Annotated in this window: 11 protein-coding genes; 9 read left to right on the forward strand and 2 right to left on the reverse strand. The window is 63.9% G+C overall.

Annotation, left to right across the window (positions count from 1 at the left end):
• Positions 1 to 51: 51 nt before the first annotated feature.
• Positions 52 to 1,026 (reverse strand): LysR family transcriptional regulator, encoded by a 975-nt coding sequence (locus tag ACO2RV_RS18365; RefSeq protein WP_423295651.1) that lies wholly within the window; start codon positions 1,024 to 1,026, stop codon positions 52 to 54.
• A gap of 756 nt (positions 1,027 to 1,782) precedes the next feature.
• On the reverse strand, positions 1,783 to 2,562 hold the full coding sequence (fabG, locus tag ACO2RV_RS18370) for a 3-oxoacyl-ACP reductase FabG (RefSeq protein WP_423295653.1): 780 nt from the start codon (positions 2,560 to 2,562) through the stop codon (positions 1,783 to 1,785).
• Positions 2,563 to 2,819: 257 nt separating this feature from the next.
• On the opposite strand from fabG, the gene ACO2RV_RS18375 reads away from it, so the two are divergent.
• The 9 genes from ACO2RV_RS18375 (at position 2,820) to ACO2RV_RS18415 (ending at position 11,622) form a co-directional block, all read left to right on the forward strand.
• On the forward strand, positions 2,820 to 3,983 hold the full coding sequence (locus ACO2RV_RS18375; protein ID WP_423295655.1) for an ABC transporter substrate-binding protein: 1,164 nt from the start codon (positions 2,820 to 2,822) through the stop codon (positions 3,981 to 3,983).
• Between the two features lie 68 nt (positions 3,984 to 4,051).
• A complete protein-coding gene (locus tag ACO2RV_RS18380) occupies positions 4,052 to 5,146 on the forward strand; it encodes an ABC transporter ATP-binding protein (RefSeq protein ID WP_423295657.1) in 1,095 nt (364 codons plus the stop codon).
• 18 nt (positions 5,147 to 5,164) lie between these two features.
• The gene (locus ACO2RV_RS18385; protein WP_423295659.1) at positions 5,165 to 6,070 is read left to right on the forward strand and encodes an ABC transporter permease; all 906 of its coding nucleotides are present in this window, start codon (positions 5,165 to 5,167) and stop codon (positions 6,068 to 6,070) included.
• Positions 6,071 to 6,073: 3 nt separating this feature from the next.
• Complete coding sequence (locus ACO2RV_RS18390; protein ID WP_423295661.1) at positions 6,074 to 6,886, forward strand: ABC transporter permease; 813 nt, start codon at positions 6,074 to 6,076, stop codon at positions 6,884 to 6,886.
• Positions 6,883 to 7,686, forward strand: a complete 804-nt coding sequence (locus ACO2RV_RS18395) for a DeoR/GlpR family DNA-binding transcription regulator (RefSeq protein ID WP_423295663.1) — start codon at positions 6,883 to 6,885, stop codon at positions 7,684 to 7,686. Before ACO2RV_RS18390 ends, ACO2RV_RS18395 begins: the two co-directional genes overlap by 4 nt.
• Positions 7,687 to 7,695: 9 nt before the next feature.
• Entirely contained in the window at positions 7,696 to 8,592 is an 897-nt protein-coding gene (locus ACO2RV_RS18400) for a proline iminopeptidase-family hydrolase (RefSeq protein WP_423295665.1), read from the forward strand.
• Positions 8,589 to 9,284: a cysteine hydrolase family protein gene (locus ACO2RV_RS18405; RefSeq protein WP_423295667.1), complete on the forward strand. Its 696-nt coding sequence runs from the start codon at positions 8,589 to 8,591 to the stop codon at positions 9,282 to 9,284. Before ACO2RV_RS18400 ends, ACO2RV_RS18405 begins: the two co-directional genes overlap by 4 nt.
• A gap of 2 nt (positions 9,285 to 9,286) precedes the next feature.
• Positions 9,287 to 10,294, forward strand: coding sequence for a phosphotransferase enzyme family protein (locus ACO2RV_RS18410; protein WP_423295669.1), 1,008 nt, complete (start codon positions 9,287 to 9,289; stop codon positions 10,292 to 10,294).
• Positions 10,291 to 11,622, forward strand: coding sequence for an aspartate aminotransferase family protein (locus ACO2RV_RS18415; protein ID WP_423295671.1), 1,332 nt, complete (start codon positions 10,291 to 10,293; stop codon positions 11,620 to 11,622). Before ACO2RV_RS18410 ends, ACO2RV_RS18415 begins: the two co-directional genes overlap by 4 nt.
• The last annotated feature ends 172 nt before the right edge of the window (positions 11,623 to 11,794 follow it).

The raw sequence follows: 11,794 nt of genomic DNA on the forward strand, positions 1-11,794 counted from the left end.
AATTGCATACTTGTCAGCATATGATGAACAATATTCAGGCGGCGGTGCAGGTCAGATTCCGGCCAGTTCCGTGTCGTCGCTGGCGGAACGCAACTGCTCGCGCAGCCATTTGAGCCCCTCATCGGCCTCATCGCACGCGCGGTAGGCCATTTCGAGGGTCACTTCGATCGGCTCCAGTGCAGGGTCGAGCATGGCAAGTCCGCCTTGCGCGAGCGCCGCGCTGGCGAGGCGCGCTGGCAGGGTCGCAACGAGATCCGAGTTCCGCAGGATGGGCGCGAGAGCGGTGAAATAGGGAACGGAAACCGCGACCCGCGGCGCCGGCTCGGCTTGGGCTCGCCCCTCCAGAACGGCTCGCTCGATCCACACGCGACGCACCAGGCCGTGGTCATCCTGAAAGCCGTCGGCCCGCATTTCGTCGGTTCCGGTTAATTCGACGACGGCGTGTGGATAGGTGAGGAGGCGGGCTTTTGTCATTTCGCCGTCCAGTAATGGGTGGCCCTCCCGCACCAGCAGCGCCGCGCGCTCGGTCAGAAGCGTGCTGCGGCGCAGGGTTTCCGGAAGGGCCTCGAACCAGCCTATGAGGAGATCCACCGAAGCGCTTTCGAGCTGCCGCCTGAAATCCACCCGGCTAAGCGGAACTACTTTCAGATCGACGGCGGGTGCGAGGGTGGCCAGCCGCGCCATGAGCTTCGGCAAGGTGATGCAGCAGAAGAGATCGCCGGATGCGATGCGAAAAACACGGTTTGATTCCGCGGGCACGAAGGGCGCGGCATTGAGTGCGGCACTGAGCAGCATCAGGGCGTCCTGGACGGGACGTGCGAGCGCCAGGGCCCGCGGCGTCGGGACCATGCCGCTCTCGCCGCGCACGAAGAGGTCGTCACGGAGAGACTGACGGAGCCGGCCGAGCGCATGGCTGACCGCTGAGGCGCTGAGATTGAGCTCCTCGCTGGCCAGGGAAATGCTGCGGTGGGTCATCACCTGATGAAAGACATTCAGGAGATTGAGATCGATCTGGCGCAGATTCATCGCAGTTCCGGTTCCGCTAGCATGGGTCTGCCCGCATCGGCCTCGCCGCCTCGGGCGTCTTCCAACGTATGGATTTTCAGCGCTGCGCAGCGCCCTCAACCAAGTTGAACTCGGCGAGGCGCCGGAGGCCAGAGGTTTTGACCGCAAACCTACATGCCAAAAGTGGACCTGGCGAAGAACCGCAATGGGTCAGATATGGAGATCCAGATTTTCGGGTTTTTCCCGCGACAGGCATTGGTGCGCCGCGATACGCGACGGCATTGCGGCGTAGGACTGGGCTGCTCTGCGAATGAGATTGCCTCGATCACGAGGCACAGAACGCTGGCGGAGGTCGAGCGCTACACTCGAGAGGCCTATCAAAAACGCTTCGCGACAGCCGCAACGGACCACCTAGCTGAGCAGGATTAGAACATAAAATCCCAAATCAGCCGGAAAGATTTGAGAAAAACACGAAACTCACCTGATAGATCAGAAAATCAGGGGTGGCGCGTAGACTAAGGTGAAAAGGCGAGCTCATATGTAATTGTAGTAGAGTGATATTTTTCAGATGCTCGAAAAATGGCGGGACGAGTTGCGTCGTGAACGGAAAACCAGTGGCAAAAACTCGGTCACTTTTCCGGCCATGGTGTTCCAGATCAATGCGCCCAGGGATCCCGGCGCGGAAGACTCCAGCCTCAAACGGTCCAAGTCTCCGGGGGGCACTTTTCGTGTGCCCCGCCATTTCGGGACGGATGTCCGTTTCTTCGACTTGCCTGGTCAGGCAGTGCCCATCTCATCAAGCGCCATCGGCGATTCCGGCAGGATTTGGCCGCCGTCGATCGAAAGACCCTGCCCGGTGATGTAGCCGGCCTCGTCGGACGCGAAGAACAGTGCGGCATTGGCGATGTCGAAAACGCTGCCGAGTTTCTTCATCGGCACGCAGGCGGCTGTGGCGGCGATATAGGCCTCGCCCATACCATCCATGCCCTCGGTGTGAATGTTGCCGGGCATCACCGCGTTCACAGTAATGTTCCATGGCGCGAGCTCAATCGCCGCCGTGCGCATGAAGCCGAGCTGTCCCGCCTTGGAGGCGCCGTAATGTGACCAGCCGGGAAAACCGGTGATCGGTCCGGTGATCGAAGAGGTGAGCACGATGCGCCCGCGCTTCTGTGCCTTCATTTGCGGCAGCACCGCCGATACCGACAGGAAGGCGCTTTTGAGATTGGTGTTCATCACCAGATCGAAATCGGCCTCGGTCATGGCGCCGAGCTTGGCGGCCGGGAAGATGCCGGCATTGGCGCAGAGAACGTCGATCGAGCCGTAGCGCTCCAGCGCCGCCGCGGCCATGGCGTCGCAGTCTGACTTGCGGGTCACGTCGGCGGCGAAGCCGGAAGCGTTGGCGCCGATCTCAGCGGCGACCTTCTCGGCCTCTGCGAGGTTGCGACTGACCACCAGCACGTTAAGGCCGGCCTCCCCGAAACGCAGCGCGATGCCGCGCCCGATTCCCTTGCTGGCGCCGGTTACGATGACCGTCCGGCCTGCGAGCGGCTTGAACATATGACTACAAATCCTTGGAAGGTGATTTTTCTCAATGGTTTAATCGACTGGGCGCACACAGTCGACCTTGGATGCCGACAAATTGAGCTGCCTGTCTTTTCAGCAGGGTGCGCCGCAAAATTGATGTTGTAAAGCCAAAAACAGAGTGTTTAGCATCACACACACTCCAACATCAGAACCACATTCCATGTGACTTCCGATGCGCCATTGCATGCGCGGCAACAGGCATCCGCGCCACGACAAGAGGGGACTTCGAGATGGCAGGATTTTCGGCCGGCATTTCCCGGCGGTCGATGTTGCAGGGCTTGGCGGCGGGCGTCGGCGCATTGGCGGCCGGGCCGCTGCTCGGCACCGGCAGCGCGTTTGCGGCGCGCGAGAAGGAGCTGAACATCCTGTGCTGGGAGGGCTACAACTCCGCGCAGGTGCTCGATCCGTTCCGCGCCAAGACCGGCGCCACGGTTAAGGCTGAGAGCCTGACCAACGACCCGACCATGATCAACCGCCTGCGCGCCGGCGAGGTCAACACCTGGGATCTGATCAACGTCAACAATCCCTGGGCGCGCAAGGTGATGCTGCCCGAAAAGCTGATCAAGCCACTGCCGACCGCCGAGTTCGAGCCGTTCTTCGCCAAGATGCTGCCGGAGTTCAAATGGCCCTACAGATGGGCGATGAGCGAGGACGGCAAGGACCTGCTCGGCATGGTCCAGCGCTTCGGGCCGTACAGCTTCGTCGTCAACACCGACAAGATCAGCCGCAAGACCGCCGAGGACACCGGCTGGGATCTGTTCAACGATCCCGCGCTGGCCGGCAAATACGGCATTCTCGAATCCGACGACTGGAACGTGTTCAACATCTTTGTCGTCGCCGGCATCGACCCGTTCAAGACCCACACGCCGGAGGAGATGACCAAGTTCGGCGAGACGGCCAAGCGCGTCTTCAAGGGCGCCAAACTCATCGGCGACATCGCCTCGATGAACCAGGCGCTGATCTCCGGCGAGATCGATCTGCATCTTACCGGCGGCACCTACTCGGTCTCCCCCGCTCGCGCCGACGGCCACCCGAACCTGCGCGCCATCACCCCGCTGAAGGGCCCGCTTGCGGGCGGCAAGGGCGGCATTTCCTGGATCGAGGTGACCTCCACCGTGAACAATCCTCAGCTTTCGCCGCTGGCGGTGGAGTTCCTGAAATATGTGCAGGCGCCAGAGGTGGCACACACCGTTGCCTTCGCCGAGGGCACGTTCAACCCGGTGGCGCAGATGGGCAATCCCGACTGCTTCAAGCTGTTCACCAAGGAAGAGCTCGACGCCATCCAGTGGGACAGCCTCGAGGAAGAGATGACCCGTTCGGTCGAGTACGACATCGTGCCCGACTACGACAAGGCACTCGACATCATGAACGCCGCCAAGCGCCTGCGCGGCTAGCCTTCGCAGTCCTTTACCCTGTCCCCGGCGGCGGCGCGCTGCCGCCGGCTCTCGTTTTGGAAGACCTCATGCTTCAGACCACGCTCGCCGATGCCCCGTCCGCTTTGCCGATCCTGCAACTCGTTGGGGTGCGGAAGATGTTCGGCGGCTTCGCGGCGGTGGAGGGCATCGACCTCGACGTGCGCGAAGGCGAGTTCCTCACCATCGTCGGCCCCTCCGGCTCCGGCAAGACCACGCTTTTGCGCATGCTGGCCGGCATGGACACGCCGAGCGAGGGCAACATCACTCTGCGCGGCGAGCTCATCAACGACATGCCGCCGAACCGGCGGCCGACCTGTCTCGTCTTCCAGTCGCTGGCGCTGTTCCCCCACAAGAGCGTCGGCGAGAACATCTCCTTCGCGCTGAAGGTGAAGGGCGTCGATGCCGCCTCCCGCAGGAAACGGGCGCTAGAACTCATGCGCATCGTGCGTCTGCCGGAGAACTATCACGACAAGAACGTCATGAAGTGCTCCGGCGGCGAGCGTCAGCGCGTCGCGCTGGCCCGCGCTTTCGCCTACGATCCCGAGGTGCTGTTTTTCGACGAGCCGCTCTCCGCCCTCGACTACAAGCTGAAGAAGGCGCTGGAGAAAGAGCTGAAGGACCTGCACCGAGAAACCGGCAAGACCTTCATCTACATCACCCACTCGCTGGAGGAGGCGATGGTGATGAGCGACCGCATCGGCGTGATGCGAGCCGGCCGCCTCGTGCAGGTGGGCACGCCGGAAGAGATTTATGGGGCGCCGGTCGACCGCTTCGTGTCGGAATTCGTCGGCGAGGTGAACACGATCGGTGTGAAGCGTACCGATGCCGGCTGGGAGGGCATCGACGTGCCGGGAAGTTTCGTGCTGAGCCCGCCGAAGGATGGCGCGCAACTCGACGAAGCCTTCGTCGTCATCCGTCCGGAATATATGCGCTTCCTCGGGGCCGGCGAGAGCGCAGACAATGCGCTGACCGGCACGGTCTACAATGAATATTCGCTCGGCTCGCGCATCCAATACCAGGTCCGGGTGGGCGAGAAGGTGATGCTGGTCGAGCTGTCGCGCGCGCGCGCTTTGCTGGCCGGTGCTTCCAGTGAAGTGACGATCGGCTGGGACGCCGCCGACGCCTTCACGCTGGGCAGCTGAGATCAGGGAACGCAAGTGATGGCCGATATCGCGCTCGCCCGCGCGCCAGAGACGGCACAACACATCCGGCAGGCCCGCCGGCTCTCCGTGGGCGCGAAATGCGCCGTGCCGGTGGCCGTGCTGCTTGGCGTAGGGTTCCTCGCGCCGCTGATCGCCATTCTTGCCTATTCCTTCGCCACGCCGCGCAGCTTCGATGTTTTCCGCTCCTTCACACTGGAGAACTTTGCCACGCTGTTCGACCCCACGAACACGGTGTGGCTGTCCTTCGCCTGGTCGGTCGGCTTCGCGTTGTTCACTGTGGCGATCCTGGCGGTGATCGCCTATCCCATCGCTTACGGCCTGAATGCGGTGTTCGGGCGCTGGGCCGGGCTGATCAGTGTGTTCTTCGTGTTCCCGCTCTTCGTATCGGAGAATGTGCGCCTCTATGGCTGGGTGCTGTTCTTCATCAAGAACGGCGTGCTCGACGGCACGCTGAAATGGCTTGGATTTTCCGGCGGGCCTGAAGTGCTCTACACGCCCGGCGTGACGCTGTTCGGCATGGTCTACACCTATCTTCCCTTCATGCTGTTCCCGATGACGCTCGGCCTCGCGCTCGTACCTCGCGACCTTGTCGACGCCGCACGCGATCTTGGCGCCGGGCGAGTGTTCATCTGGCGGGAGATCGAATTGCCGCTTGCCATGCCGGGCATTCTCATCGGCATGCTGCTCACCTTCGTGCTCGCCATCGGCGCCACGGCGGAAGCGAAGATCCTCGGCGGACAGTCGGTGATCGTGATCTCGCACGATATCGAGATCGCCTTCACCTATTCGCAGAACTGGCCCCTCGGCTCAGCGCTGGCCGTGGTGGTGAGCCTGTTCATCGGCGCGTTGACGCTGTTCGCGCTGTCCAAACTCGATCTCGACCGCATGCTGGGGAGGCGCTGAGACATGGCAACCTCACCCGCCATCAGCCGCCGACGCGCCAATGCCCTGATCTGGGTGTGGACGCTGTTCGTCGTCGTGGCGATCTATCTGCCGATCGTCTGCGGTGCGCTGGCGAGCTTCAACAAGAGCCGGTACTTCGGCTTTCCGATCAAGATCTACGCTACCGAGTGGTGGCAGAAGACCATCGATTCCTTCGAGATCGGCGTGCTCGTGCAGAACTCGATCCTCATCGCGCTCATCGTCACCGCGGTCTCGGTGGTGATCGCCACCTTCGGCGCGCTGGCCTTCGCCCGCTATGACTGGAAGGGCCGGCGGCTGTACCAAAAGCTTATCGTGCTGCCGATCTTCTTCCCGCAGCCGGTGCTGGGGTTGGCGCTGCTGCTGGGCTTCAACGCGGTCGGTATCCAGACCTCGTGGATGACGGCGGTGTTCGCCCATCTCGTCTGGATCGTACCGGTCGTGACGCTGGTCATCGCCATCCAGGTCTATGGCTTCGATCCCTCGCTGGAGGAGGCGGCCTACGATCTCGGCTGCTCACGGGTCCAGGTGTTCCGCGAGGTGACGCTGCCGCTGCTGTGGCCGGGCATCTGGTCGGGCTTGCTATTCGCGTTCCTGCTGTCGTGGAGCAACTTCCCGCTGTCGCTCTATACGGCGGGCCCTGACAGTACGATCCCGAAATGGCTCTATGCCAAGATGGTTGCCGGCTACACGCCGATGGTGCCGGCGCTTGGCACGATGGCCACGCTGGGCGCGGCGAGCCTCCTGCTCGGCGGCGGACTGATCATGCTCCTCCTGCGTCGGCGGCAACCGGCATGAACGAGAGTTCCGACACGCTGACTGGCCGTCGTCCGCGGCTCGACAAGGCGGCGCGACAGGAGCGCATCCTCGCCGAGATGCGCGCCTCGGCGACGCTCAGGGTCGGCGATCTCGCCGCCGACCTTAATGTGTCGACCGAGACCATCCGCCGCGACCTGTTTGAATTGCAGGAGCGTGGGCTGATCAACCGCACCTATGGCGGCGCGGTGCGCCCGCTCAGCGCCGAGCCGGCGGTGACCGAGCGCCACCGCATGATGGTCGCCGAGCGCGAGGCCATCGCCGCAAGGACGGTGAAGTTCATCAAACCGCAGGAGGTGATCGCCATCGGTGCCGGAGCGACGACGACCCATGTCGCCCGCCGCATGGCCGCGGAATGCCGCAACCTCACGGTCATCACCCATTCTTTCTCGGTGGCCACTGTGCTGGCGGCCAACCCGACCATCGAGGTGATCGTGTGCCCCGGCCGCTATAATGGCCGCGAGGGCATGATGGTGGGCGTGGAAACCATCGAGTTCCTGCAGAACTATAACGTCAACCGGGCGATCCTCGGCGTGTCCGGCATCACGCCGGAAGGGCTGGCCGACGCGGAAGCGCCTGCGGCCTGGGTCTACAAGGCGATGATGAACCGGGCGGCGGAGACCATCATCGTCTCCGACCACCAGAAATTCGACGTGCCCTCGCTGGCCATCTGGGCGCGGGTGCCGGACATCCAGCACCTCGTCACCGACCGTGCGCCCACCGGCGCGCTCGCCCGCGCGCTGTCTCGCGCCGGCGTCGAGGTCGCGGTGGCGCGGACATAGGATTTCACCATGTGGCAGCAGACACCCGCCGATGAGCGGATCGAAGTGACGGTCGACGGCCATAAGGTTGTCGCCTATTCCTATGGCCGCGGCGACGAGGTCGTGTTCCTGCTCAATGGCGGGCCGGGCCTGCCGTGCGACTATCTGCGCGACGCGCATTCCTTCCTTGCCGGGCACGGCTGCCGGGTGGTGGCGTTCGATCAACTCGGTTGCGGCGCTTCCGATCGGCCGACCGATCCGTCCTACTGGCGCATCGAGCGCTATGTTGCGGAGGTCGAGACGGTGCGCACGGCGCTGGGGCTCGGCCGCGTGCATCTCGTCGGCCATAGCTGGGGCGGCTGGCTCGCCATCGACTATGCGCTGGAGCATCCCGAGGCGCTGAAGACTCTGATCCTCGAGGACACCGCCGCCGACCTGCCGCATCTGATGAGCGAGATGCACCGCCTGCGCGCTGCGCTCGGCCCGGAAACGGTGGAAATGCTGCTCGCCCATGAGGCGGACGGCACCTATGACCACCCTGAATATCAAGCGGCGATCACGCTGCTGAACTACCGCCATGTCTGCCGGCTTCAGGAGTGGCCGGCACCGATCATAGCCTCGCTGTCCGACTGGAACATGGCTCCCTACATGGCCATGCAGGGGCCGAACGAGTTCCTCTATATTGGCAAACTCAAGGACTGGAACCGCACCGCGGACCTTCCCCGCATCACCTGTCCGGTGCTGATCACCGTCGGCCGTCACGACGAGATCACCCCCGCCTGCGCGCTGCGCATGAAGCAGAACCTGCGGCAGGCCGAGATGGCGGTGTTCCAGAATTCCAGCCACATGCCGTTCTATGAGGAACCAGCTGCCTATGATGCGCGCCTGCTTGCCTTCCTCGACAGGCACAGGGGAGGCGACGCATGAACTGGAAGACCGAGAACCGTTCCTTCTACTACGCGCTGGCTCCCGAGCCGGACGATCCGATGCTCGACACCGCGACCACCGCGCTGCTCATCATCGATGTGCAGAACACCTATCTGGAACGTCCCAACCGCGCTTCGCTGGCGAGCGAGGCCGAGCGCGCGCATTTCGACGGTTGGACGCCGTTCCACGAGCGCATGCACGGCACGGTGATCCCCAACATCGCCGAGTTGCTGGGGCTGTTCCGGGCGAAGGGCATGGAACGCCTGTTCGCCCGCATCGCCTGCCGGACGCAGGACGGGCGCGACCGTTCGCTCAGCCAGAAGAAGCCGGGCTTCAACAATCTGCTGCTGCCCAAGAACGAGCACGCGTCGCAGATCGTGCCCGAGCTGGCACCTCAGGGCGACGAGATCACCGTCATCAAGACCACCGACAGCGCGCTGACCGGCACCAATCTGCGGCTGATCCTAGCCAATCTCGGCATCCGCACGGTGATCTGCGTCGGCATCTTCACCGACCAGTGCGTGTCCTCCACTGTGCGCAGCCTCGCCGATGAGAGCTTCGACGTGGTGGTGCTGGAGGATTGCTGCGCGGCGGCGACCGACGACCTGCACGAGCGCGAGCTCGCCATCATCAACATGATCTACTGCAACGTGATGGCGCTCGCCGACCTCAAGTCCCTGATGAAGTTCTGACAATGACCGACGCGATGTACAGCGACGACTTCCTCGACCGGCTGGTGACCAGCCTGCGCGCCGCCCTGCCGCGTTGGGGGCTGTCGGAGGCCACCGAGCTCAAGCTGCTCACCATTTCCGAGAACGCCACTTTCCGCGCCCACGATCCGGAAAGCGGGCGCGACGTGGTGTTCCGAGTCCATCGGCCCGGATACCACACCCGCGCCGAGATCGCGTCCGAGCTCGCCTGGCTGGAGGCGCTCGGCCGCGACGGCGTGGTGGCGACGCTGACGCCCATACCTCAGACCGACAGCGCGCTGATCGCCGATCTCGACGAGGGCGGAGTGATCCGCCATGCCGTTGCTTTCGAGCTGGTGACGGGCCGGGAGCCGGCAGAGGGGGAAGACCTGCCGCGCTGGTTCCGCGAGCTCGGCGCCATCAACGCCCGGCTGCACGCGCATGCCAAAGCCTGGGAACGCCCGGAAGGCTTCGTGCGCAAGCGTTGGGACTATGACGCCATGCTCGGCGAGGTGCTGCTCTGGGGCGACTGGCGTGATGGGCTCGGCCTTGATGGAGACGGGCGGGCGGTGCTCGAAAAAGTCGCCGTGCTGCTGAAGGACAAGGTTGATGCCTACGGCACCGACGAGGACCGTTTCGGGCTCGTGCATGCCGATATGCGCGTCGCCAATTTGCTGGTGGACGGCGACCGGCTGTCGGTGATCGACTTCGACGATTGCGGTTTCTCCTGGTACCTCTACGACTTCGCGGCCGCCATCAGCTTCACCGAGCACGAGCCCTACATCCCCGCCCTGCAAAAGGCGTGGATCGAGGGCTATCGCACGGTAGCGCCGCTCTCCGATGAGGAGTGCGCGATCCTGCCGGTGTTCATCATGCTGCGGCGCATGCTGCTGACCGCCTGGATCGCCTCACATGCGGAAACGCCGACCGCACAGGCGCTGGGCGAGGCCTATACGCAAGGTACGGTTGCACTTGGACTTGCCTTCCTCGCAACCCATGGGAGGGCGGCATGAGCACCGAAACCAAGGCCGCCGAACTGCAGATCCTGTCGCTCAACGCCTTCTCCGGCGAAAGCACCACCCTGCCGCCCGACATTGCCGCACTGGTGGAGCGGCGCAAGCGCGCCTTCGGTGCCGGCTCGGTGCTGTTTTACGACGTGCCGCTGAAGGTGGTGAGCGCAGAAGGGCCTTATCTTCACGCTTCCGACGGGCGACGCTATCTCGACTTCTACAACAACGTCCCGACCGTCGGGCACTGCCATCCCAAGGTGGTGGAGGCAGTGCAGCGGCAGGTGGCGCAGTTCAATATTCATTCGCGCTATCTGTTCGACGTCTCGCACGACTATGCCGAGAGGCTGCTCGCCACCTTCCCGGCGGCGCTGTCGAACCTCGTGCTCACCTGCACCGGCAGCGAGAGCAACGACCTCGCCCTTCGCATCGCGAAGCGCGCATCCGGCGGTACCGGCTTCGTGGTGACGCAGACCGCCTATCACGGCAACACCTCGGCGGTGACCGAGGTCTCGCCATCCTCCTACAAGAACGGCGCGCCGCCGCCCCATGTACGCATGGTGTCTCCGCCCGACCCGGCGAATTTCGGCAACGATGTCGGGCGCGGCTTTGCCGAGGCGGTCGCCGGCGCCATTGCGGCGATGGAGGCGGACGGCATCCGCTTTGCCGGGCTGCTGGTCGATAGCATCTTCTCCTCCGACGGCGTGTTTGCCGACCCGCCTGGTTTCCTGAGCGAGGCGGTTGCGGTGGCGCGCAGGGCGGGCGGACTGTTCATCGCCGATGAGGTCCAGCCCGGCTTCGGGCGCACCGGCACCGGCATGTGGGGCTTTTCGCGTCATAGCGTCGAGCCCGACATCGTCACCTTGGGCAAGCCGATGGGCAATGGTTACCCGGTCGCCGGCGTGGTGACGCGGCCTGAGTTGCTCGCCGATTTCTGCGCCGATTTCGGTTATTTCAACACCTTCGCGGCGAGCCCGGTCGCCACCGCCGCCGCGCTGGCAGTGTTGGAGGCCATCGAGGAAGACGGGCTGATCGCCAATGCCGACCATGTTGGCCGGCATCTCAAGGCGCGACTGACGCATCTGATGGGCAGGGCGCCGATCACCACCGTGCGCGGAGCCGGCCTCTATCTCGGCGTGGCCTTCGGCGACGAGACGGGACCGCGCCCCGACATCGCCAAGGCGCTGATCAATGGGCTGAAGTCGAGGGGCATCCTCATTGGCGCCGCCGGGCAGTTCGGCAATGTGCTGAAGATCCGCCCGCCGCTCTGTGTCACCACCGACCACGCCGACCAGCTCGCCGACGCGATGGAGGATCTGCTCGTTCCGGCCTGATTGGCCTCAGGCGACAAACTAAGACTCATTAACCGTGGGATAGCCGCTCTAGGTGACATACCCATAAGGGGATTCCCAGCGGAGCATTGTTTTGATTCACTGATCTCAGCCCTGGAGGTTGAGATGGCGCGCTTTGACCTGACGGATTTCGAGTGGTCGGTGATCGCACCGC

This window comes from Ancylobacter sp. VNQ12 (assembly GCF_049445835.1).
Classification (GTDB): Bacteria; Pseudomonadota; Alphaproteobacteria; order Rhizobiales; family Xanthobacteraceae; genus Ancylobacter.

Coding starts and splice junctions, on each gene's coding strand:
- ACO2RV_RS18365 (WP_423295651.1), bottom strand. CDS start 1,026: ATGAATCTGCGCCAGATCGATCTCAATCTCCTGAATGTCTTTCATCAG.
- fabG (WP_423295653.1), bottom strand. CDS start 2,562: ATGTTCAAGCCGCTCGCAGGCCGGACGGTCATCGTAACCGGCGCCAGC.
- ACO2RV_RS18375 (WP_423295655.1), top strand. CDS start 2,820: ATGGCAGGATTTTCGGCCGGCATTTCCCGGCGGTCGATGTTGCAGGGC.
- ACO2RV_RS18380 (WP_423295657.1), top strand. CDS start 4,052: ATGCTTCAGACCACGCTCGCCGATGCCCCGTCCGCTTTGCCGATCCTG.
- ACO2RV_RS18385 (WP_423295659.1), top strand. CDS start 5,165: ATGGCCGATATCGCGCTCGCCCGCGCGCCAGAGACGGCACAACACATC.
- ACO2RV_RS18390 (WP_423295661.1), top strand. CDS start 6,074: ATGGCAACCTCACCCGCCATCAGCCGCCGACGCGCCAATGCCCTGATC.
- ACO2RV_RS18395 (WP_423295663.1), top strand. CDS start 6,883: ATGAACGAGAGTTCCGACACGCTGACTGGCCGTCGTCCGCGGCTCGAC.
- ACO2RV_RS18400 (WP_423295665.1), top strand. CDS start 7,696: ATGTGGCAGCAGACACCCGCCGATGAGCGGATCGAAGTGACGGTCGAC.
- ACO2RV_RS18405 (WP_423295667.1), top strand. CDS start 8,589: ATGAACTGGAAGACCGAGAACCGTTCCTTCTACTACGCGCTGGCTCCC.
- ACO2RV_RS18410 (WP_423295669.1), top strand. CDS start 9,287: ATGACCGACGCGATGTACAGCGACGACTTCCTCGACCGGCTGGTGACC.
- ACO2RV_RS18415 (WP_423295671.1), top strand. CDS start 10,291: ATGAGCACCGAAACCAAGGCCGCCGAACTGCAGATCCTGTCGCTCAAC.